The sequence below is a fragment of the Candidatus Poriferisodalis sp. genome, assembly GCF_965204195.1.
Taxonomy (GTDB): Bacteria; Actinomycetota; Acidimicrobiia; order Acidimicrobiales; family Poriferisodalaceae; genus Poriferisodalis.
Genome location: NZ_OZ241975.1, coordinates 623,257 through 644,979 on the forward strand (window position 1 = coordinate 623,257; position 21,723 = coordinate 644,979).

Here is a 21,723-nt window from a genome sequence, read left to right on the forward strand (position 1 = left end):
GGGGACTCCAGCCAGACGGCAGGAAGGGCAGCGCGGCATGACGATGAGCCGGCAGGGCGTCCAGCCCACCGAGGTGATCGACCGGGCTGCCAAGCTCCGCTTCCGCTGGAACGGCAAGCGCTTCAGCGGCTTCGAGGGCGACACGATCGCATCTGCTCTGGCCGCGTCTGGAGTGCAGATCTTCTCCCGGTCCATGAAGTACCACCGGCCCCGGGGGATCCTCACCGCCGACTACTGGGATCCCAACCTGATGGTCCAAGTGGGCGACGATCCCAACGTGCGGGCCGGCCACCGCTTGCTGGCATCCGGCATGGACGTCCGCTCGCAGAACGCGTGGCCGTCGCTGAACCGCGACATCAAGGCGGCGAACAGCCTGCTCGGGCGCTTCCTGACGGCGGGCTTCTACTACAAGACCTTCATGCGGCCGCAGTGGCTGTGGCCCACCTACGAGCGGGTGCTCGCCACGTTCGCCCCGGGCGGCAAGATCGACCTCGACACCCCGCACGCCTACCACGACAAGCGCTATATGCACCCCGACGTGGTGGTGGCCGGAGCAGGCCCGGCAGGCATCGAGGCGGCGCTGGCCGCCAGCAGCGCGGGCGCCAGCGTGCTGCTCGTCGAGCACGAGCACGCGGTCGGCGGGCATCTGCGCTATTCGAGCGATGCCGCCGATCAAGCTGCCCTGGCAGAACTGCGGGCAGCGCTCGACGCGTCCGACATCGAAGTGCTGACTGATTCAACCGTGACGGGTCGATATGAGGACAACTGGCTCGGCATTGTCCAGCGCAACCACCCGATCGCGGTCGAGCGGCTCATCAAGGCCCGCGCCAAGACGTTGGTGGTGGCGCCCGGCCTGATCGAGCGTCCGTATGTGTTCGAAGGCAACGACCGGCCCGGGGTCATCACCCCGGGAGCGGCTCGACGCCTCATCAACCTGTGGGGCATCAAGCCGGGCGAGCGGGCCGTGGTGTTCAGCGCGAATGCCGAGGGCGACGCGGCAGTCGCCGACCTCGAGCGGGCCGGCACCGAGGTCGCTGCCGTCATCGACGGTCGTACCGCCGCGCGCGTCAGCTCGACCGCAGGTTCGTCCCGGGCCGTCGAGGCCGTCATGGTGGACGGAACCGACGGCCCCCAAAGAGTCGAAGCAGATGTGCTGGTGGTGGCCGCAGGCTGGACTGCCCCCACCTCGCTGCTCAATATGGCAGGCGACCGTCCGGTCTACGACCCGGCCGCGGCCAGATTTTTTCCGTCAGACCCCCCCAGCACTGTGCTGGCGACGGGCGGGCTTGCCGGCGACGGCGATCTGGATCGGCTGCGCCGGCACGGCGCGGAGACAGGTCGCCTCGCCGCATCCCGTGCCGCTGCGGTACGCCATCGCCTGCAGGCTCGCACCGCTCGGGCGCTGCCGGTCGACGGCGACGAACCCGCGTGGGTGCCTGACGAGCGGGCGCCGCTCGGCCGTGATCCTCATCCCGAGCTCTACCGCGCCGACACCCACGGCATGGTCGACATGTCCGAGGACATCAGCTCCAAGGACCTCGTCGCCGCCGCGCACGAGGGTTACGACTCGGTGGAGCTGGCCAAGCGCTACACCACCGCCACGATGGGACCCTCGCAGGGCAAGCTCGAGACGGTCAACACCGTTGCGGCCATCGCTGAGGCGCGTGGCGAGACGATCAGCGAGGTCGGCACCACCGTGTGGCGGCCCCCCTTCGCGCCTATCACGCTGGGAGCGCTCGGCGGCCGGATGTTCGAGCCGGTGCGGGTGTCATCGATCCACCCCTGGCACGAGGCCAACAACGTCTCGGTCATCCAGGCCGGCCAGTGGCTGCGCCCCGATCACTACGGCGACCCCCAAGGCGAGGTCCGCAACGTCCGTGAGAACGTCGGGCTCATCGACGTCACGCCGCTGGGCAAGCTCGACCTGCGCGGCCCCGATGTGCCAAAACTGCTCAGCCTGCTGTATGTCAACAAGTGGATGAAGCTGGGCATCGGCCGGGTGCGCTACGGGATGATGTGCGCCGAGGACGGCGTGGTGCTCGACGACGGCGTCACCGGTCGCCTCGGCGAAGACCACTACATGATGTCCACCACCAGCTCGGGTGCCGGCGGCGTGTGGGAATGGGTCGAGAACTGGCTCCAGACCGAGCGCCCCGACTGGCAGGTGCACGTCACGCCGGTCACCACCGCCTACGCCAGCATCAACGTGGCCGGGCCCAAGTCCCGCGAGCTCATGGGCAGGGTCTGCGAGGGCGTCGACCTCGACGCCGAGGCATTCCCGTACATGACCGTCCGCCAGGCCACCGTGGCCGGTGTGGAGGGCTGCTTCATGTGGCGGATCGGCTTCACCGGCGAGCTGTCCTTCGAGCTGCACGTGCCTTCCGGTCACGGCTGCCATGTCTGGGAAGCCCTCATGGACGCCGGCGTCGATCTTGGCGTCGGCCCGTTCGGTCTCGAGGGCCAGCGCATCATGCGCCTCGAGAAGGGGCACTTCATCGTCGGCCAGGACACCGACGGCTTGACGCTGGGACCCAGCACCGGCTTGGGATCGCTGATCAAGCTCGACAAGGACGACTTCGCCGGCAAGCCCGAGCTGGCGTGGGCTGCCGATCGGCCGCTGCCGCTCGTCGTGGCGATCCAGCCCGACGATCCCCATGTGGTGCCCGAAGAAGCCGCCCAGATCGTGCGGGGCGAGACCAACGAGATCCTGGGCCGCATCACGTCCTCGCGCTTCTCTCCGACCCTGAACCGCTCGATCTGCTTGGGGCAGGTGGAGCCCGACCTGGCCGCCGGCGGCACGAAGCTGACGGTGCTGCTTGAGTCGGGCAAGCGCATCAGCGCGACGGTGATCGACCATCACGCCCATTTCGATCCTGCGGGGGAGCGTCTCCGTGGTTGACGCAGCATCTCCCCAGGGCCCGGCGTTCGAGAGTCCGGTGGTGCGGAGCTATCCCGCGTCGGCAGACGGTGATCTGACGCTTGCCGACGCGAGCGCCGCCACCAAGTGGCTGGTGCGGGCCAGCCCTGACGGACCGACCGCCGAGCGCATGGGAACCGCGTTCGGATCGTCGAACCGCACGCCGGGCGGCGCACTCGTGCTGGGCTCCCGACCCGGCGAGTGGATCATCGTGGGCTCGCCGGGGGAAGTCGCTGCAGCGGTCGCCGACCTCGACGGGCTCGACGCCGAGGAGTTCATGACGGCGCTGGACTGGACCCACAGCCGGGCGATGTTCCGGGTGACCGGCGCCGAGGCAGCGCGCATGCTGGAGAAGGTGTGCGGCATCGACTGGGGCGACCACATGACGCCCGACGGCGCAGTGCTCTCGGCCTCGGTGGCGTTGACCACCTGCGACCTCGCCCGCAACGACATCGACGACACACGCTCCTACCTCATCTTCTGCGACCGTTCCTTCGGCCAGTACCTGTTCGACGCGCTGATCGACGCCGGCAACGAATTCGGCATCACGGTTCACGCCGGCTGAGCCGGCTGACGGCCGACTGAATCGCCCCGGGACACAGGCCGACGCATCGGCCCCCGCCGTTGCCGCGGCCTAGGGTCGTCGCATCATGAAGCAGTCACATGCTGTGCATGACCCGACCCGACAATGATGCGCTCTCGCGGTTGCGGCCTCCGAACTGGATCCGGTTTGTCGACGTTGGGGTGGCTGTTGTTGACCGCTGCCGTGGCGGCGTTCACGGCTTCTGCGGTGGTCGCGGTGGGGTCGGTGGTGCGTGATGTGGGTGTGGATGCGGGGGGTTTTAGTGCCCGTTTCCGGGCGGCTCGGATCCATGCGGATTCGTTGACGCGGGAGTGGCGTGCGCATCATCCGACCAGTCAGTTCGAGGCCGATTTGTTGAATCGGCGCTATGGGGAGCGGTGCGCTCGTCTCGGGATCACCTACGCGGACACCGAGGTGTTGCCGTTCTGGAAGCCGGGTGTGCTCGACTCCGGGGGCGGCTGGTACGAGGTGCACAAGCTGCCGGTGTGCAGCTTGCGCAACGTGCGTGGGGAGCGGGAGCGTTTCGGGTCGTCCCCGACGGTGCCCGGCGAAGCCGCTCCCGTCGATCTGCAGGCGCGTCAGCTCGAGTGATGTCCGCCGGGGCGCGCTGCTGGTGCCTCAGGTTGTCTTGCGGCGGCAGACCGCTTGGGGTTTGCCTGAGCCGGGGGCTGCCTCGTTGGCTTTGTTGAGCTCGCCGGTGAGGGGTTGGATGTCGTCGCCTTTGTCGGTGGGCCCTTCGAAGATGGCGTCGACGTCGAGGTTGGTGTCGCTGTAGAGGATTTCGAGGCGTTCGCAGCGGGCGGTGAAGTACAGCTCCCATCTCTGCCATGTGTTGAAGCGGGCGTCGTTGACATCCGCTGTGCGTGCTTCGCGGATAACCGTGTCGGCGGCGACGTTGGCTGCGGTGGCGCGTGCGCTGGCGCCGCCGAGCTGCTCGGCGGTGTCGTCGACGACGTTCTGGACGAGCACGACGGCCAGCGCGGCGAGTCCGGCGACGGCGGCCACGATGAGCAGCCATTCCAGCGTGGTGAGGCCGGCTTCATTGCGGGGAGTGGTGCGGTGGGTCATGGGAGTTTCCTTTGGTTCGGTTGTGGGTGTGTCATGGGAGCGGTCCGACGGAGGTGAGGCGGGTGGTGAGGATGAGCCCGGCACCGAGGGTGAGCGCGGGTGCGCAGCGCACTGCAGCGCCGCGTCCGCGGCGCAGCGTGGCGGCGAGTGCTTGGGGCCATGCGGCGGCCGCGCCGGCGGCGAGCCCCCACCATGGCCACGCCGGTCCCCACCAGCTGAGCAGGAGGCTGTTGACGATGATGAGGCGGATGTCGCCGTAGCCGATCGCGTCGGGCCGGGTCCGGTAGGCGATCTCGGTGAGCGCGGCGACGGCGGCGGTGCCGGCGAGCACATACAGGTACCGGCGGGGGTCGCTGAGGGCGAGCGTCGATGCGCCCAGCAGGGCAGCGATGGCGATGCCCGCGGCCCAGCAGGCGCGCCGGCTGATGACGGCTCGACGCAGATCGGTCCATGACGCATGCATGCCGAGCAGCGCCCATGTGCCGACGGCGGTCCACACGCCCGCAGCGGCGCTCATTGCTGCTCGCTCTCGCCGAGGTCGTCAGGTGTCTTGCCGACTGGCTCCGGCGCGCCCGTGTGCACGATGACGTGTGCGCCGTGCCCGTGCACTGTGCGGCTTGCGAACAGGCCGCGTATGGGGGCGACGGCGCCGTCGGCCTCGCAGGTGACGTGGGTGGTCACGATCTCGACCCGTTCGGCGTGCTCGGCAGCCGAGGACGGCTGCTTGAGGTCGACGTGGGCTTCGGTGACGAACCCGGTGGCACCGGGAGCCGGCTGCGGCCCGCTGAGACAGAGATAGTCCAGCCCCGGCCGAGCGTTCAGCACCGCTGCTGCGGTGAGTTCGCGTCGCTGGTCGTCGTCGAGACCGCCGGGTTGTATAGCGCTGCTGTCGGCGCAGCACAGCGCGGCGACGACGGCTGCTTCTTGCGCGGCGAGGCTGGTGACGAGTTCGGCGCGGGCGCCTCGGCCTGCCCACAGGATGAACAGCACCCCCAGCGCCAGCATCGGGGTGAGGGCCATCAGCTCGAGCGACGAGGTGGATCCGCGCTCGTCGCGTGCTGTGCGCGGGGTCAGAGGGCGTGTCGTCGGGGCGCCGCGGCGGTGTCGCGCTCGCCGGGCGGGGACAAGTGCCGTGAGTCGCATGGGCACGCCTAGTTGCCGAACGCCGTGCGCGTGGGGAGCGTTTCGGCGAACGACAGCGCCTCATCGCTGAGCCGTGGCAGCCCTTCGAGCAGCGTTGCGTCGAGTAGTCCGCCGCAGTCGGGCGGCCCGGTGTTGTCGTCGCCCGCTGGCTGCGTGATGCGCCCGATGGCTTCGCTGCGGATCGTGATGCCGTCTGGCCACACGTGGGCTGTGGCCCAGTCGCGCGCGCCCCAGTCGGCCGCAAGGGCGACATGGGCGGCGTCGGCAATCACGGCTCGGCCGCCTGCGCGGCAAGGCAGACTGGCTGGGTGAGCGTCGCCCTGTGTCGCCGAGCCGGTCGATGTCGTGTAGGCGCTGCTGTAGAAGCCCGTGATGTCGGATTCGTCGAAGCCGCGAGCGCCCAGATCGGCGAGCAGCGACCGTGCGAGGGTTTCGCAGGCGCTCTGCAGGTCCGCGCCGAGCGCTTCGGCGGCTTGGCCCCCGGCGCGGTCGGGGGCGGGGCCGCAGTCGGGCGGGAACCAGCCGATGCGGCCGTGGTCGCGGCCTTGGACGTCGCGCCACCCGGCCGCGAGCGAGGCGAGGTTGCTGGCTGCGCTGTCCGCCGAGGCCTGCGCTGCGATCCTTCGCGGCACCGCGGCGGCGACCACGGCTGCGAGCACGCAGACGGGCACCATCAGCATCACCAGCAAGCTCACGGCGCCGCCGGTCTCGTCGCCGCGTTTCGGCGGCCCTGCCGACTGCCGGGCACGGGCCCTCACGGGCGGCCTCCTGCCGCCCGTCGAGACGAGCGCGGCGAAGTGCTGCCGTTGCTGATCCTGTGGCCCGGGATCATCGTGCTCCTGCTGATCCTCGCGGCGCACGCCTTCCTGGTGACCGGCGCCCGGGCGCAGGCCGAGACTGCAGCGTCTGCGGGCTTGCGCGCAGCGTGGGCCGCAGTGGGCGACGCAGGGCTGGCACACGCAGACGACGGCAGCGTGTACTCAGCAGCCGACCCGCACCCTCGTGTGTCGTCGATGACGGCGTCTGCGCACGACGCCGCGGCGCACGCGGCGGGGGTGAGCCCCGACGGGTGGCGTTGGTGGACCCCCGCCGGGGTGACGGTCAGCAGCGATTGGTGCCACAGCGGCGCCGACGCGGCTCTGCGGCCCGGCCCGGGCGCTCCGGGATGGGTGCGGGTGGAGGTGTCCGGCGAGGTGGTCGGCCCCTTCAGCGCCTTGTGGCCGGGCCGGCTCGACCGGGTGCATGCGGCAGCGGCCGGACCGGCGGTGCTGGCGCCGCTGCCCGATGCGAACGCGCCGGGCATGCAGAACGCGGCCGATCTCGGCGGCGGGCTGCCTGTGGTGCCCGCGGACCTGCCAGAGTGCTGATCGGCGTTCATCGGGGCGAGTGGCTGATCCGGCACACCCAGCGTCCGCTGGTCTGCGGCAGGCTGCCGGGGCCGAGGGTGGTCTCGGTGCCAGGCGCGAGCGTGACGGTGGTAGGGGCTGTGTCGTCGGGAACCGTCGTGGGCGGGGGAGGTATGTCGATGGGGACCGTGTCCCAGGTCCATCTGGCTGCGGCGAGCGTGTCGGGGTAGGCCGATACGAGGTCTTCGCACTGGCGCTCGAGCGTCGCCAGGGCTGCGTGGGCGTCCGCCTGCGCGGTGTCATCAGCGGAGGTCTCGGCGATGATCTGGGGGGCGATCGCTTCGGAGGAGATGCGGGCAGCGTCGATGCCGGCGTCGATGAGGCGGCCTGCGGGGTCGGGGGGTGTGCGGGGGGCGTCGTCGAGCAGGTTCTGGAAGGCGATTGTCATCGCCGCGGCGAAGCCGCCGGCGGCGGCGATGACGAGCAGCCATTCGAGGGTCGCGAGCCCGGCGGGGTCGTGGCGTGGCGGCATCGTTCAGGGGGCCTGGGTGATGATGCCGCCGGTGAGCGACACGAACGGCGGGTAGATCAGGATGGCTGCGAGCGCCAGCGCCACTGCGGTGGCGGGCAGCACGATGATCTGGTTGCGCCGCTCGGCCGCCTCGCGTTCGCGTCCGAGGGTGTCGCGCCACAGGTTGTCTGCCGCGGCCAGCACGGCGTCGGCCATGCGTGTGCCGCGGCGCGCGGCGAGTTCGAAGGCGCCGACTGCGGCGGTCAGGCTTGTCAGGCTGTACCGGTCGACGAGTTCGGCGAGGCCTTCGGCGGCGGGGCGCCGCTCGTTCTGGGCTCGCTGCAGATGCTGGTGCAGCAGTTTCCATCCGGCCCGGCGGCCGACCCCAGCGGCAGACAGCATCGCTGTCTCGGGGTCTGTGCCCGCGCTGACTTGCTGGGCGGCGAGCACGATCCACAGCCGCACCACTTGGTCGAGTTCGGCCCGGGCGCGGCGGGCGGCGTCGCGGACGCTCTGGGCGGGCAACTGCCATCCCGCGACCGTGACCAATGCCACGGTGAGCACTGCGGCGACCGGTGTGCGGGTCCACAGGGCTGCGGCAACCACACCGACGGCCAGGCCGCCGACGAGACCAGCCGCACGCTGCGCTGCATAGGCGTGCGGCGTGACCCCGGCAAGCCGCAGGTCGGCCCGGCGGCTCTGCCTCGGCTGGGGCAGCAGCCCCAGCATCGCCTCCGCGGTGCCGCGCCGCGCCGGACGCTCTCGCGGGGCAGCGACCGCTGTGACGGCGAGAGCGGCGCCTGCGGTGAAGACGCCTGCGGCGGCCAGCACCAGCACGGTCGTGCTCACAGCGGGTCCCGGGCGCGCCCGCGCCGTCTGGGATCGACCAGGACCGACGGGTCAGCGCGCACGACTGAGTGGCGCACCAGGAATGCAGTGGCGCCCAGCAGCACGAAGGCGATGAGCATGAGCACGGCTTGGCCGGTCGGGGTGCGGTAGGGCTCGAAATAGGCGGGGTTGTTGCGGTACATGAGCGTGATCACGCCGCTGGCCAGTGCCAGCAGCGCGATGGTCTGCGTCCAGAGCTGCACGACGGCTTCGGTGCGGGTGCGGTGCAGGGCGACGATGTCGCCGATACGCCCGGCGAGCTCTCCCAAGGGTCCCGCCAGCGACCCGCCGGAGGTCGCGGCAACCCGCAGTCCCGCGGCAACCTCGGGCTCCCAGGTCTGCCCGGCCGCGGCGAGTTCGCCGGTCGCCGCGCCGAGGCCGGCGAGGCGCGCAGTGCGGGCTGTTCGGGCGACCGTGTCGGCGATCTGGGGCGGGGCGTGGGAGGTGCTGGCGGCCAGAGCGTCGCCGAGCCCCGCACCGGATCGGGCCAGTTCGGCAATCTGACGTGTCCAGGTCTGCCAGGCCACCGCCTCGGCGGTGTGGCGCCGCCGCTGGGCGGGGGCTGCGACGAACGGCGGCAGCAGCAGCCCGAGGCCCCCGGCGAGCACTGCCATGCCCCACAGCCGCGTCGCCGCGTACCCGCCGCCGGCGCCGCACGCCGCGGCCGCGCCCTGGATGATCCACAGCCGCCGGCTAGGGCCCAGTCCCGATCTGGCGAGCACTGGCGAATTGCGCGCCGAGTGCGCTGCGGCAGCGGCGCGGTGCTCAGGCTGTGCGTCGCCGCCCGGCGCGGGGGCGGCATCATGGCGCCCCCGGGCCCGCCCCCCGATCACGCCGGTCCCGGCCAGCGCCGTCACTGCCGCGCCGGCTGCGAACAGCAGCCCGAACCACACAGCGCCCGTCATGGCCGGCGAGGCTCGCTGGGCCATGCGGCGACGTCTGCACCGCCTTCAGCCAGCCGTTCAGCCAATTCAGGGCTGCGCGGCCGGCCGGTCATCACGAGCGGGTCTCCTCGATTGGGTCGGGCGAAGATGTCGTGGACCTCGAACCGGTCGTCGGGAGCGCCGAGCACCTCGGTGATCGAGCGGATGCCCCGGAACCCGGTGTGCGGGTTGCTGCCCATGTGAACGACGAGATGGATCACGTCGGCTGCTTCTTGGATCAGCGCCGACTGCGCTCCTGCGAGACCCGAGCTGAGGCAGTAGCGGACGATGCGTGCAAGGGCTTGGCGGGGCGACGATGCGTGGATGGTGGCCATGGAGCCGTCCGAGCCGGTGCCGCATGCAGACAGGAACGTCGCCGCCTCGGGTCCGCGCAGCTCCCCGACGATCACCCGGTCTGCGCCCGACCGCAGCGAGCGCCTGGCGAGCTCCTCCATGCCGATCTCGCCCTCGCCGTCGCTGTTGGGCTCGCGGGTCTCGGCCGCGAACACGTACGGGTGCGTGTCGTGCAGGAACAGCTCGAAGGTCTGCTCGAGCGTGCACACCACCTCCGTCGGGCCGATCTCGCCGAGCAGCGCGCGCAGCAGCGTGGTTTTGCCAGACCCGAGCGCGCCGCAGATCAGCACGTTCGCGGGCGCAGGCGGCCGCACCGCCGCGGCGAGGAACTCTGCAGCCTCGTGCGTCAGCGACCCTGCGGCGACGAGATCGTCGAGCCGCACGATGCGGTGGCGATGGCACCGCACGGTCAGATACGGCTGCCCGCACACCTCCATCGCCGCGAACACCCGCTCGCCGCTGCGCAGCCGCAGATCCAGCAGCGGCGCCGACTGATCGAACCGGCGGCCCGTCTGGCCGTGCGTGACGGCGAGGTGCGCGACGAACCCGATCATCTCCTCGGCATCGGCGAACAGCCCGCTGATGGCCTCCTGGCGGCCGCCGACGAGGCCCAGCACCCCTGTGTGCGGGCCGAACAGCCAGATGTTCTCCACGTCGTCGCGCCGCAGGTATCGCTCCAGCGGGCCGGTGCCGAGCAGCGCTTCGAGCTGGCTTCGCAGCCACGACAGCTCGTCGTCGCTCAGCGACTCGCCGCGTGCGTCGAGCGCCTCGGCCTCCCGCGCCCGGGTGATGTCCTCGGCGATCTGTCGGCATGCGTCGGCCACCGCCGGCAGCGGCTCGGCTGTGCTCAGCCGGCGCTCCTGAACCCGCGGCAGCACCTCGTCCCAGATCGCCGCCGCCAGGCTCATCGCCGCGCTCCGGTGGCCGTGGGCGCCGAGACGTCCCTGCGAGGCGGTTCCGGCTGGCTGTCGGCAGGACGGTGTGCCCACAGCAGCCCGTTGGTGCTCGCTGTGTCCAGCGACAGGCCGGCCGAGAGCTCTGCGCGACCGTGCAGGTGGTCCGAGGCGACGCCCAGGGCGTCGAGCGCGGCTCGGTCCCGCCGCCTCGCACGACCGCCCAGCAGTGCCGACTCGTTCACCGGCCCGAGCCGGCCGACGACCGGCAATCCCGCAGCGGCACCTCCCGCAGCCGCCAGGCGCGGGCTCTCCATGTCGCCTGCACCGGCGCACACCAGCGTCAACGGGTCGGGGTCGAAGCGCAGCCAGAACGCACCGAGCACACCGCGCAGCCCGCCGGGCGGCGCAGTGCCCGGTGCAGGCGACAGCGTCACCTGCAACGCTGCTGCGCGCGTCAGCGCCGCATAGGGCTCGGTGTGAGACCCGGGCATCGACACGACGACGGCCCACCTGTCGCCGAGTGCGGCGACAGCGTCGGCCCGCTCGGCCAGCCACGCCGCCGAGCGGCGGGCCCCAGCGGGATGGCCGGGTGCCCCCAGCAGCAGGACCGACCCGCTCCCGCCCGCCCGCAGCGCCCAGCAGTGAGCCGGCACGCTGCGCGCGTTGAGCGGCGTGCGCGCTGCGATCAGCGACGGCAGGCCCCGCTGCGCGGGCGGCACCCCGGCACAGGTTGCCGCACCGATGCGCCTCGCCAGACCGGTGCCGTGCGCGTCAGCGTCGATCACCAGCACATCGCGGCCCGCTCGGGCCCACGAGCGGGCGACGCCCACCGCGAAGGTGCCCGTGTCGAGCGCCCCCGCAACGGGCTCTGGCGCATCCGCGTCGAGATCGCCACCGGCGCGCACGGCGAGCATCAGCCCTGCTCCCACGCCTGCCGCCACCGGTCGTTGAGCTCGGCGGCGACAGCGTCGGTGTCGGAGCCCTCGGTGACGCGCAGCACCATCGGTGCCGCGCCGAGCCGTTGCGAAAGGGTCCTCCACCACACCCACTCAGCGGGCTCGGCCCACACGCCGAGCATGCCGTCGCGGTAGTGGTCGAGCCGGATCGCCCGCAGCACCGAGCGAGGCCTGCCGCCGCCCGCACCGTCGGCGGGCGCGCCGGGGTCGACCAGCAGCGCCAGGTCCCCTTCGGTGATCGCCGACGCGGCCAGGCTCAGGTCGAGCGCGATGATCACCTCCAGCTCGCCCGGCGAGGCTCGGGCACGCCATTCGTCGCCGAAGGGATGCAGCGCTGCGGCCTCCTGTTCATAGGAGGCCGCCCACAGCTCGTCCAGATCGGCAGCCAACGCTGCAGCGTCACCGCCGAGCGGCACCGGCAGCACCATCGGCGGCGCGCCCAGCTCCGCGGGCAGCGCCCGCCACCACACCCACTCCGCAGGCGGCACGAACAACCGCATGGCCGAGCCGTCGAAAGAAGCGAGCTCGAGCGAGCGGATCACCGACCTAGGCCGCCCCGCCCGCTCACGCGACGGCGAGAGGCCGGGGTCGACCAGCAGCACCAGCCCGCCCTCGCTCACCCCCGACGGCGCCAAGCTCGCATCGAGCGGAACCACGACCTCGAGGGCGTCCCCGAACGCACCGGCGGACGGTTCGACGAGCAGATGCGCGCCCAGCAGCGACCCCGCCGGCACATCAGCCGACACGGCGAGGCCGGCCAGCGCATCGGGCACCTCCGCTGACCACGCGATGTGCGGAACGTCGCCGAGCAGCACCTCCGCGGGCGCCAGATCGGTTGCGCCGAGCACGTGCCCCTCAGCCAGATCCCGCGCTGCGACCACCGCGGGGACACGCTCGTCGAACGCGTCGGCCGTCGCCCAGAACCCCGTGATGCTGGCTGCCATCAGCGCCAAACCGCCGAGCCCCCACAGTGTCCGCTTTGCCGCGCGCGGCAGCCGCCGTCGGGTCCGTGTCGGCGCTGCCGCGTCGGCGGTTCGTGCCCCTGCGGGCGGCACCTGGGCCCCTTCAGGCATCGGGGCAGGCAGTGGTGCGGGCGCGGCCCACAGCGGGCCTGCGCCGATCGGGGTTGTTGACGGCGATGCGGTGCGGGGTTAGCGTGCCGAGCTCATGACCCGCCTCTGCCGACAGTCCGTCCAAACGGGGGGGGGGGGGGGGGTACTGGAAATCGCCCGCCCCGCCGCGCGAACAGGCCGCGGCGCGCAGGCCGGCTCGGCTGGGCATCGCGGCTGGTGGTCGCGACGCTGGTCGCCACCTCGGTGATCTCGGGCGTGGGCGCCGTGCCTTGGCTGGAGCGCTCCGACAGTGACGGCGACGGCACCGAAGAGCTCGGCGTGGAGTGGAACAGCCTGGCCGGCGAGGCCGGCGCCGCAGCGTCGGGGGCGCCCGGTCTGAGCTGCCCGTCGGGCATGGTGCTCGACGACGGGCTGTGCAAGACGCCCAAGACCGAGACCGTGCCGGTGACGCGTACGTGTCCCCAGGCTGCCGACGGCTATGTGGTGGTCACCGAGGTCGGCGAGCTGGGGGAGTCTCATAGCTGCCAGAAGACCGTACCGGCGTACTGCACCGGCGGCAAGGTACTCCACGAAGGCAAATGCCAAACCGCCACCGTCGAGCACGAGCCGGCGACGTGGATCTGCGTCGACGGCACGCTGGAGACGAGCTCGGGCGACCAAGGGGTGGCCCACAACTGCAAGATCGCACTCGACACGCCGACCTGCGACGGCGGGCAGACCTATCGCACCAGCCCGAGCGAGGGCTGCTATGTGAAGAACGTGTCCTATGAGACCGAGCCGTATGAGTACAGGTGCCCGTCGGGGTATTCGCAGAGCCATGACGGGATGGCCACGACGTGCGTCAAGACGGTGCCGCCGTATTGCGCCGGCGGCAAGACGTATCGGACGTCGCCGAGCCGGGGCTGTTACGAGCAGCAGGACTACTACAAGACCGAGCCGTATAGGTACAGGTGCCCGTCGGGGTATTCGCAGAGCCATGACGGGATGGCCACGACGTGCACCAAGACGTTGTCGCCGCCGCAGTGCCCCGTCGGTGAGGCGTATCGGACGTCGCCGAGCCGAGGCTGTTACGAGCAGCAGGACTATTACCCGACGCGTGGCTATACGTGGACGTGCAGCGAGGGCACGCGGGTGACGAATTCGGGCGATCACGGGGTGTCCTATCGGTGCAGGATCACGCTGAACCCGCCGACGTGCCCCGACGACGAGAAGTATCGCACGGCGCCCGCCAAGGGCTGTTATCGGTCGGTGCTGTTCTATGACTCGCAGCCGTTGGACTATTCGTGCCCGGCGACCTACACGCTGAAGACCTCCGGTGCTACTCGGTCGTGCTCCAAGACCGAGAAGTACCGCAAGCGGGTGTGCGGCTTCGACCCGGTCGCGGGGCAGCAGTGCTGGTATGAGAACCGCACTCGCACGGTGACGACGGCGGTGATCGAGTCGTGCCCGTCGGGGTACTCGCCTGACGGCACCGGCTGCACCGCCGACACGGCGTCGACCAGGTGGGAGCGCACCCGCAGCACGCCGACGAAGTACCGGTACGGCACGGCGGACAAGTCGTGCATCCGCGGTTATTCCGACAACGGTGTCCAGTGCGAGTCCGACACGGCGTCGCAGCGGTGGGTGCGTACTACCAGCACGCCGCTGACCGAGCTGACCCAGTCCGCGACCCCCTATTGCAGGACCGGTTATTCCGACAACGGTGTCCAGTGCGAGTCCGACACGGCGTCGCAGCGGTGGGTGCGTACTACCAGCACGCCGCTGACCGAGCTGACCCAGTCCGCGACCCCCTATTGCAGGACCGGCTACTCCGACAACGGCACCCAGTGCCAGTCCGATGTCGCCACTGTCACATGGGACCGCACCGACAAGGCCCCCACCAAGCACAGCTACGCCCCGGCGGATCCGCAGTGCACCACGGCGGGGTTCGCGTACTCGTCGGTGACGAGCCGCTGCGAGAAGACCGCCTACACCGATCCGACCGATCCGCTCACCAAGCTGGTCGGGCGCGCGCCGACCGTGTCGTGCCCCGACGGCTATGACGCCGCCGGCGGAGGGCGCTGTGCGCGCACGCTGCTCGGCGACCCCACCCAGACGCCGATCGGCGCCGAGTGCATCGACCATCTCGGCACGCTCGGGGCGGGCACCGTGACCCGCAGCGGCACGCTCGCGGCGGGCTGCACGTCGCTGCGCAAGGGAGACGCCCAGTCGCCGTACTACGCGCGCCGGTACACCCTGAGCGTGACCGCGGCGTCCACGGCGACGATCACCGCGTCGTCGGCGGCAGCCGACATGTTCATCTACGTGCTGTCGGGCTCGGCGGGCAACGTCACCGTGGAGGACTCCGACGACGACTCGGGCACCGACACCGACGCCGAGGTCACCGACGTTCCCCTGGCGGCGGGCGTCACGTACACGATCGAGGTGACCACCTCGGTCGCGGGCCCGGCGGGCGCGTTCGCCCTCACCGTCACCACCGCGCTCGACGAGCCCCCCGTCGTGATCACCGATCTCGCCGACGCCGAGGTGACCGGCAACGGCACCCTCACCGCTGCTGACGCGTTCACCGTGGAGCCCGCCGATGCGGCCTGCACCGCCACCGCTGCGGCTGCGGGGGCGGCCCCGTCGGTGACCAACACCGGCGCACCCGCCGAGCGCACCGTGAGCCTGAGGCTCGCGGCGCCGTTCAGCCACGAAGTCACCGTGACCTGCGACGCGACGCGCCGGTCACCCACGTCTGTCGTGGTGACCTTGTCGGGGCGCCTGCCTGCAGTGAGCGTCACCGGCCTGGAGGACTCGGTGCCCGCCGACGGCGCGATCTACGCCCGCGACACCTTCACCGTCGACCCCGCCGATGCGACCTGCACCGGCACCGCCGCGGGCCGCGGTGTGGGCACGCCGTGGGTGAGCAGCCTGTCCGCCACGCGCACCGTGCTGGCGCGCATCTGGCCCGGCGCCGCCGCGACCGTCACGGTCACCTGCACCGCCCCCGACCACAGCCCCGGGACGGCCCAAGCACTGTTCTCCGCCAAGCCCCGCCCCCAGATGGGCACCGTCACCGCCACGTTCACACCCAAAGACGCCTGCACCGCCGCGCCCGCGAACGAAGCCGATGCCGCCCACAGCTGCACCCTCGCCGAGGGCAGCTCGCTCGCTGTCACGCTGACCGTCACTGCTGACAGCGCCGCGATCGCCGCGAGCTGGGACACCACCGGCGGGGCAGCCGCCACGCCCGCGAGCGTGCCTGCTGCGACGCCGGTCATCGGCCCCGACAACGCCGCCACCGGCGACTGGCAGCGCACCGCCACCGCCGCCTTGGCCTGCACCGACGACGGCACTGTCACCGCCACGGTCACCGCCGGCCGGCATCCCGCCACAGACACCCACACCACACACATCGGCATCGACTGCGAGCAGCAAGTCCGCATCGGCGGCCTCGACGACGCCACCGGCTACAGCGCAGCGGGCACCGCAGCCACCGTCACCGACGCCTTCACCGTTGACCCCGCCACCGCCGACTGCACCGCCGCGCCCACAGGCACCGTCACCGCCCCCGACCCCCGCCGGCCCCAACAGCGGCTGCTCAGCGCACAGATCCCCACCGGCACCACCACCACCGTCACCGTCACCTGCACCAACAACGACCGCGCCGACGGGACGGCGTCTGCGGTGCTGTCGGGGGTGGCGGCGGACTGCGACGATTCGCTGGGCAGTCTCGTGCACGGCGTCACCGCCGCCCGCGACGGCGCTGTCGCCGCGGATGCGGGGTGCACGTCGGCCGGCCGCGGCCTGAGCGGCACGTTCTACGCGCGTCGGCACACGTTCACTCTCGACGCAGCGGCGCGCGTCAGCGTCGATCTCGCCGGCACCGCGTCGGACGCCGGGCCGCTGGACGCTTATGCGGTGCTGTACCGCGGCCACGACGCCGCGGCAGGTGCGGTGCTGCACAGCGACGATAACTCGGGGCCCGGCAGCGACAGCCGCCTGAGGAACCTGCGTCTGGGGGCGGGCGACTACACGATCGAGGCCACCACCGCCGCGGCGCAGGCCGTGGGCGGCTACCGGCTGGGGGTGCGCGCCGTGTACAGCTCCCCGGTGCGCATCAGCGGCCTCGCGGACGCCGCCGGGGCGGGAACAGGCGCGGTGACGGTGTCCGAGCCCTTCACCGTGTCGCCGTCGACCGCCGCCTGCACCGCGACACCCGACGCGGCGTCGGTCGCCGCAGGCAGCGGCAGGCGGCGCACCGTGACCGCCACCCTCGACGAGCCCGGGCCGCTGCCGGTGACGGTCACCTGCACCGCCGCGGGCCGCGGCCCTGCCCGCCAGCAGGTCACCCTCACCCACGCCGGCGCGCTCACCACCATCACCGCGCGCGCCGCCACCAGCGGCGGCGAGTGCGAGACCGCAAGGACCCGCCGCGGCGTCGATGCGGCGTACCGGTGCAGGATCGGGCGCGGCAATACCGTCACCATCGCAGCGGACGCCACCGCCACGGGCCCCGGCGTCGAGGTCGCCTGGAACACCACCGGCGCCATAACGGCGTCGGGCCACCGGCTGGGTGCTGCGACGCCGACCTTCGGGCCCGACAACAGCATCGCCGCCTGGAAGCGCACCGCAACCGTCGATCTGGCCTGCACCGCCAACGGCACCGCCACCGCCAAGGCCACCCTGGCGGGCACCACTGCAAAGAAGACCGCCCGGCTGACAGTGGTCTGCGCCGACGCAGTCCAGATCACAGGCCTCCAAGACACCTCGGCCGAGGGCACCGGCACCCTCACGGTCACCCGCAGCTTCACCGTCACGCCCCCGACCGCCAACTGCACCGCTGACCCGGACGCAGCGACCGTCACCGCAGGCATCGGCGACGCCCGCACCCTCAGCGCCCGGGTCACGGTGCCCGCCACCCTGGAAGTCACCGTCACCTGCAAAGCCACCGGCTACGCGGACGCCGTCCGCCGCGTCGCCCTCACCGCCCGCCGGCCGTGCTCGACCCACCTCGGCACACTCGCCACCGGCACCGTCACCCACAGCGGAACCATCACAAACGACGGCTGCGTCGCCAAAGCCCGTCGGCCGGCTACCACCAGCGTGTTCTACGCCCGCCAGGCGCGTCATTGGGCCAAGCGGCACACCTTCGCTCTCGACACGCCCGGCTGGGTCACCATCAGCCTCGACAGCGCCGCCGCGAACGCCGACTCGTTCGACACCTACCTGGTGCTGCTCAAAGACGACGACGACGAAGGCACCCCGGTCGTGCGCAACGACAACCGCAGCAGACGCGACACCAACGCCCGCCTGACTGACATCTTCCTCCAACCCGGCCGCTACACCATCGAAGCCACCACCGCACGCGCCCGAACCGCCGGCGACTACGACCTCAACATCGAGGTGATCGAGTCAGGTCTGCAAGACAGCTACACAGCGACCGTCGGCTCGCCCAAGACCATCACCGTCAACTACTGGCCCGCAGATGCCGAGGTTGCAGTGAGCGCCGCCGCCGACGCAGAACTCCAGCCTTCCATCGCCACTGCCCGAACCGTTACGGACGGCGTCGTTCACGGCACTGCCACCATCACCCTCACCCCGCAGCTCGTCCACACCCACAAGGACCTGACCGTCCGCGTGCGTCATCACAAGGCCACCGAACAACTCCTCGGGCCCGTCGCCTCTACATTCAAAGTCAAGAAGAGCTGGCATTATCACGAACGTGCGATGGACATCGCTTGGATTGGTTGGAATAATGCGACTCTCGAACGTCCGATTCAGAGACGTGCGTCGCGTCCTTGTCGCGGGCGGAGCGATGTACAATCTAGCACTGCTGCGTATCGCCGTATGGTCGCAGTAGAGGCGTGTTTGCGGAAGTACTTTGGTACGGTGATCAACCGCAATTACGATAGTGCACATTGGAACCATTTTCATGTGGATGATGGGCCGTGCGTTGGTCTCAATCTTAGGTATTCATCCCATGTCAGGTTCATCAAGGATTGTGTAGAGGCGTTTACCGATGTGCGACTTAGTGAGGATGGGGACCAGTTCGGCGTTCACAACCGACAGTACGACAGTGACGCCCGTGCTGGCTACATGACGCTCATGTCGGATCTAGGAATGGAGCGTCTGACACCGGAAAGGTACAGCTCTCACTACTGGCTCTTTTTGAATTACATCATGATGCATGGATTTGCGGACGAGAGAGCCGGCCGGTATAGGTATGGAGACCATGCGACCTCTCCGGTGGCATAGAGGAATCTCTGGCTGGTAGATGGTTATGAGGCGTGTTGTTCTGGGATTGGCGTTCGCCTGTGCAGTCCTCTCGGTGGCGCTGGCCGGTGGGCCTGCGGCTTCGGCCGACTCCGATGATCGGGCTGGGGGTGAGGCCGTTTCTCCCGTTGCTCCAGTCTGGCCATTCGCAGGAGTCGTGGATCATTCGGGGACATTCGTCGGGCTGCCGGATGGAAGTGTTTTCAGGTTGGGGTTGCGGGCGGAAGACTGCCTGATGTCGAACGGGGGCAGTCACCTTGGCTATAGCGATGAGTACGTCTTCTTTGGCAGGCTGAGACACGCTCACCAGACTGGTCCGTGGGTGGCGGGCTCGTTCGTGGCGCCTTGGGGCGATGCTGCCTACCCGCTGTTGACAGGCCCGATTCAGTCTTGGCGTTTGTTGCGCGGATCTGATTATCCGTTGACGATGGACAGGTTCAGCACGGAGGATGATTCCTCGCCGGGCGGAACGCTGTCAGCTCCGCCGCGATCGCGGGGTGCAGATGTACAGCCGCTGGTCTCCTTGGGATATGTCCCTGCTGGTCAGCATGCTGGGAGCGAGGTGCTCAGATTCAAGAACGACGTAGGGGAACAGCATTATCTGCTGACTAATGGGCTCGACCCGTTGCTGGAGATTGACGGCACCGAAGCCGATCTGCTGCTGCGAGATTCCGAGGATGTCCCGTCGGCAGATGGAGATAGCCCGATCTCGGAAGAGTCGGAAGAAGAGGCCGGGGCAAGTCCGACTCACTCGCTGAGATTGGATCGTGTCAGCGATGAGTACGTGGCCTGGTCGATGGGGGCGCAGCTTTGGAGCAATTTGTGCACGCTGCCTCATGTCGTAGTACAAGATGTGCAGACCGGGTCGGCGGTGAGCTGCACCTCCAGTGTGTTGCTGCGGGTTGCGATGGATTCGAGTCCGGAGCTAACGGACGTGCCCCCGCTCCGAGGTCTTGACGACTGCGCCGCGAGGCCTTGGGAATCGGTGCTCGGGACGCTGTCGGCGGCGGACGATACGCATGACCCATCGACAGGCGAAGAATCGTGATAGGGATACGCGCTCTGACGCTTCTGCTGTGTGTTGCGCTCGCTTCGGCTAGCTGCGCTGCGCCGGATCAGCCATTGCATGAAGCTGGTCAAGCCGAAGCTGACTTGGGCATGAGCGGCGAGCACGACGCCGGAGCGTTGGATGGCGCTTCGGCCGCAGTAAGTGTCCCAGCGGCCGGGGCAGATGCTGAGCCTTCGGAGACGTCGCCTTCGGGCGCGACTCCGCTTGTCAGCGAAGCTCCGCTCGTCAGCGAGGCGGCGGATTCCGTGCATGCATCTGAATCGGTGCCCGACGACAGCGATGAGGAGCGTCGGCATCCGAGAGCGTCACCTTGCAGGTATCACATGCTGCCCGACGAGCTGCACACGATGGACGGCATCGTGCCGTGGGCGAGTTCGTTGGATTTTGATTCGCCGCCGAGCGGTGTCGCATTCGCCGAGCTTGTGCAACTGATGCCCCTCATCGACCGCTATGAGGATGCGCATTCGGATCAGCCTGTCAGATGGGCGCTGATCCGTACGGGGCTCGCGCTTGACGACGACCGCTGCGTCAGCGGCACGCCACTGGATGCCGTCGCATTGCCCGAGGATTTCTCGGTCGAATGTGTCGGCGTGACTTCGGCAGTCGTTCATGACGACGGAGCACTAGAAGTCGGCGACACCGCCAACGCAGTGTGGATAACGGCCGATGACGGCGTCGAGTGGCGAGATAACCCCTCGACGCCGCTTGCCGGTGCGATCTCGGACCGGCGCTTGGATGTTCCGGTCACGTCGTTGGGCGACACGGTGAGCATCGCTGAAGCGGGTTCGTTGCAGGTGCGCTCGCCGCCTTGGCCCGACAGCCCAGGGTGGGAAGTCCAAACCGTGCGCGCGGGTTCGCTCTTGCTGGTCACGGCGCAGCCGGCACATTTGCCGTGCTTCTCGGGAGTGACGTGGGCATTTGACGTCTCGACAGGCGAACTGATCGCCTGCGGCGCCAACACCATGGCGACGGCAATCGCACGGGCGGACACCAACACCGATGGGTTCGGTTCCACAGCAGGCTGGCCGGAAATGCAGCTACCGCGTCCCGAGGATGTACCCGACTATCTGGAATGCGGGGCCCGGCTCAACCTGAGTGCCGTCCATCGTGATTCATGAGCCTTCGTCTTCTTGTGGGTGGTGTTCCCTGCGTTTGGCGGAGGCGGATTACTGGATTCATGCTGCCGGTTGATGTTGATGTCGAGTCTCGAACTCGATGGGTGTGAGCATGCCAAGGGAGGTGTGGCGGCGCTGACGGTTGTGCCAGATCTCGAGATATTCGAAGATCGCGTTGGCGAGCTCGATGCGGGTGTTCCAGCGTTTGCGGTCGAGCAGCTCGACTTGCATGCGGGACCAGAACGACTCGACCATGGCGTTGTCGAAGCAGTCCCCGACGGCAACGGGCGTGCGGCTCGGGTCATGATGAACGCCGAGCTGTCGGCTGTCGACGCTGCGCGGATCATCATTCCCGCTGTGTATCGCAACGAGTACATCGGCTGCCTGCGGCGCACCTCCACAACCCAAGCCGACGACGTGACTGCACTGATGAGGGTGATGAGCTTCGCGTGGAGGTGGACGGCTGCGATGCCATGGCATGACCGAGGTGCTGCCGATGGCCAGCTCGAGGCCACCAATGCGCTGCGAGACCCTGACGACGCTGCCTTGGGCGGAATCAAGCTCCGGCTGCCGTGACACAGCGGGCGCAGGTTCGGGCCGTCGGTACGGTTCGAGTGGACTGC

At 69.9% G+C, this 21,723-nt stretch carries 18 protein-coding genes and 1 pseudogene; 8 read left to right on the forward strand and 11 right to left on the reverse strand.

The features are described 5' to 3' along the window. The first annotated feature begins 37 nt into the window (after positions 1-37). The 3 genes from ACOGI8_RS02785 (at position 38) to ACOGI8_RS02795 (ending at position 4,091) form a co-directional block, all read left to right on the forward strand. A complete protein-coding gene (locus tag ACOGI8_RS02785; protein WP_419855372.1) occupies positions 38-2,899 on the forward strand; it encodes a 2Fe-2S iron-sulfur cluster-binding protein in 2,862 nt (953 codons plus the stop codon). Continuing rightward, positions 2,892-3,482, forward strand: coding sequence for a hypothetical protein (locus tag ACOGI8_RS02790; RefSeq protein WP_419855373.1), 591 nt, complete (start codon positions 2,892-2,894; stop codon positions 3,480-3,482). Before ACOGI8_RS02785 ends, ACOGI8_RS02790 begins: the two co-directional genes overlap by 8 nt. 189 nt (positions 3,483-3,671) lie before the next feature. Further along, positions 3,672-4,091, forward strand: a complete 420-nt coding sequence (locus tag ACOGI8_RS02795) for a hypothetical protein (RefSeq protein ID WP_419855374.1) — start codon at positions 3,672-3,674, stop codon at positions 4,089-4,091. Between the two features lie 27 nt (positions 4,092-4,118). Here the strand turns inward: ACOGI8_RS02795 and ACOGI8_RS02800 are convergent, their stop codons facing one another. The 4 genes from ACOGI8_RS02800 to ACOGI8_RS02815 are packed head-to-tail and all read right to left on the reverse strand — an operon-like array spanning position 4,119 to position 6,469. Next, entirely contained in the window at positions 4,119-4,568 is a 450-nt protein-coding gene (locus ACOGI8_RS02800) for a hypothetical protein (protein WP_419855375.1), read from the reverse strand. A gap of 31 nt (positions 4,569-4,599) precedes the next feature. Beyond that, positions 4,600-5,085 (reverse strand): prepilin peptidase, encoded by a 486-nt coding sequence (locus ACOGI8_RS02805; protein WP_419855376.1) that lies wholly within the window; start codon positions 5,083-5,085, stop codon positions 4,600-4,602. Continuing rightward, entirely contained in the window at positions 5,082-5,711 is a 630-nt protein-coding gene (locus tag ACOGI8_RS02810) for a hypothetical protein (protein WP_419855377.1), read from the reverse strand. The genes ACOGI8_RS02805 and ACOGI8_RS02810 overlap by 4 nt, the downstream gene beginning before the upstream one ends. Positions 5,712-5,719: 8 nt before the next feature. Next, positions 5,720-6,469: a hypothetical protein gene (locus tag ACOGI8_RS02815; protein WP_419855378.1), complete on the reverse strand. Its 750-nt coding sequence runs from the start codon at positions 6,467-6,469 to the stop codon at positions 5,720-5,722. A 39-nt stretch (positions 6,470-6,508) separates the two neighbouring features. Here ACOGI8_RS02815 and ACOGI8_RS02820 point away from each other — a divergent pair, with 39 nt between their 5' ends. After that, positions 6,509-7,078: a hypothetical protein gene (locus ACOGI8_RS02820; protein ID WP_419855379.1), complete on the forward strand. Its 570-nt coding sequence runs from the start codon at positions 6,509-6,511 to the stop codon at positions 7,076-7,078. A gap of 7 nt (positions 7,079-7,085) precedes the next feature. On the opposite strand, the gene ACOGI8_RS02825 is transcribed toward ACOGI8_RS02820, so the two are convergent. From ACOGI8_RS02825 to ACOGI8_RS02850, 6 genes are read right to left on the reverse strand one after another with little or no spacing between them, the layout of a single operon-like run. Then, positions 7,086-7,589, reverse strand: a complete 504-nt coding sequence (locus tag ACOGI8_RS02825; protein ID WP_419855380.1) for a hypothetical protein — start codon at positions 7,587-7,589, stop codon at positions 7,086-7,088. A gap of 3 nt (positions 7,590-7,592) precedes the next feature. Continuing rightward, complete coding sequence (locus ACOGI8_RS02830; RefSeq protein WP_419855381.1) at positions 7,593-8,417, reverse strand: hypothetical protein; 825 nt, start codon at positions 8,415-8,417, stop codon at positions 7,593-7,595. Further along, positions 8,414-9,361 (reverse strand): type II secretion system F family protein, encoded by a 948-nt coding sequence (locus ACOGI8_RS02835; RefSeq protein WP_419853873.1) that lies wholly within the window; start codon positions 9,359-9,361, stop codon positions 8,414-8,416. The genes ACOGI8_RS02830 and ACOGI8_RS02835 overlap by 4 nt, the downstream gene beginning before the upstream one ends. Beyond that, positions 9,358-10,641, reverse strand: coding sequence for a CpaF family protein (locus ACOGI8_RS02840; protein WP_419855382.1), 1,284 nt, complete (start codon positions 10,639-10,641; stop codon positions 9,358-9,360). The genes ACOGI8_RS02835 and ACOGI8_RS02840 overlap by 4 nt, the downstream gene beginning before the upstream one ends. Beyond that, positions 10,638-11,543: a hypothetical protein gene (locus ACOGI8_RS02845; RefSeq protein ID WP_419855383.1), complete on the reverse strand. Its 906-nt coding sequence runs from the start codon at positions 11,541-11,543 to the stop codon at positions 10,638-10,640. The genes ACOGI8_RS02840 and ACOGI8_RS02845 overlap by 4 nt, the downstream gene beginning before the upstream one ends. Beyond that, positions 11,543-12,529 (reverse strand): SAF domain-containing protein, encoded by a 987-nt coding sequence (locus tag ACOGI8_RS02850; RefSeq protein ID WP_419855384.1) that lies wholly within the window; start codon positions 12,527-12,529, stop codon positions 11,543-11,545. Before ACOGI8_RS02850 ends, ACOGI8_RS02845 begins: the two co-directional genes overlap by 1 nt. A 345-nt stretch (positions 12,530-12,874) precedes the next feature. On the opposite strand from ACOGI8_RS02850, the gene ACOGI8_RS02855 reads away from it, so the two are divergent. From ACOGI8_RS02855 to ACOGI8_RS02865, 3 genes are all read left to right on the forward strand, one after another. Continuing rightward, entirely contained in the window at positions 12,875-18,898 is a 6,024-nt protein-coding gene (locus tag ACOGI8_RS02855) for a hypothetical protein (RefSeq protein WP_419855385.1), read from the forward strand. 340 nt (positions 18,899-19,238) lie between these two features. Then, on the forward strand, positions 19,239-19,964 hold the full coding sequence (locus tag ACOGI8_RS02860; protein ID WP_419855386.1) for a hypothetical protein: 726 nt from the start codon (positions 19,239-19,241) through the stop codon (positions 19,962-19,964). Positions 19,965-20,074: 110 nt separating this feature from the next. After that, a complete protein-coding gene (locus ACOGI8_RS02865) occupies positions 20,075-21,103 on the forward strand; it encodes a hypothetical protein (protein WP_419855387.1) in 1,029 nt (342 codons plus the stop codon). A 57-nt stretch (positions 21,104-21,160) separates the two neighbouring features. Here ACOGI8_RS02865 and ACOGI8_RS02870 read toward each other — a convergent pair. Beyond that, positions 21,161-21,379, reverse strand: a pseudogene (locus ACOGI8_RS02870) (IS3 family transposase); the annotation flags it as partial. Between the two features lie 138 nt (positions 21,380-21,517). Between ACOGI8_RS02870 and ACOGI8_RS02875 the strand changes: the two are divergent. Continuing rightward, positions 21,518-21,676 (forward strand): hypothetical protein, encoded by a 159-nt coding sequence (locus tag ACOGI8_RS02875; protein ID WP_419855388.1) that lies wholly within the window; start codon positions 21,518-21,520, stop codon positions 21,674-21,676. The last annotated feature ends 47 nt before the right edge of the window (positions 21,677-21,723 follow it).

Coding starts and splice junctions, on each gene's coding strand:
- ACOGI8_RS02850 (WP_419855384.1), bottom strand. CDS start 12,529: ATGGCAGCCAGCATCACGGGGTTCTGGGCGACGGCCGACGCGTTCGAC.
- ACOGI8_RS02835 (WP_419853873.1), bottom strand. CDS start 9,361: ATGACGGGCGCTGTGTGGTTCGGGCTGCTGTTCGCAGCCGGCGCGGCA.
- ACOGI8_RS02805 (WP_419855376.1), bottom strand. CDS start 5,085: ATGAGCGCCGCTGCGGGCGTGTGGACCGCCGTCGGCACATGGGCGCTG.
- ACOGI8_RS02800 (WP_419855375.1), bottom strand. CDS start 4,568: ATGACCCACCGCACCACTCCCCGCAATGAAGCCGGCCTCACCACGCTG.
- ACOGI8_RS02810 (WP_419855377.1), bottom strand. CDS start 5,711: ATGCGACTCACGGCACTTGTCCCCGCCCGGCGAGCGCGACACCGCCGC.
- ACOGI8_RS02785 (WP_419855372.1), top strand. CDS start 38: ATGACGATGAGCCGGCAGGGCGTCCAGCCCACCGAGGTGATCGACCGG.
- ACOGI8_RS02825 (WP_419855380.1), bottom strand. CDS start 7,589: ATGCCGCCACGCCACGACCCCGCCGGGCTCGCGACCCTCGAATGGCTG.
- ACOGI8_RS02845 (WP_419855383.1), bottom strand. CDS start 11,543: ATGCTCGCCGTGCGCGCCGGTGGCGATCTCGACGCGGATGCGCCAGAG.
- ACOGI8_RS02840 (WP_419855382.1), bottom strand. CDS start 10,641: ATGAGCCTGGCGGCGGCGATCTGGGACGAGGTGCTGCCGCGGGTTCAG.
- ACOGI8_RS02865 (WP_419855387.1), top strand. CDS start 20,075: ATGAGCGGCGAGCACGACGCCGGAGCGTTGGATGGCGCTTCGGCCGCA.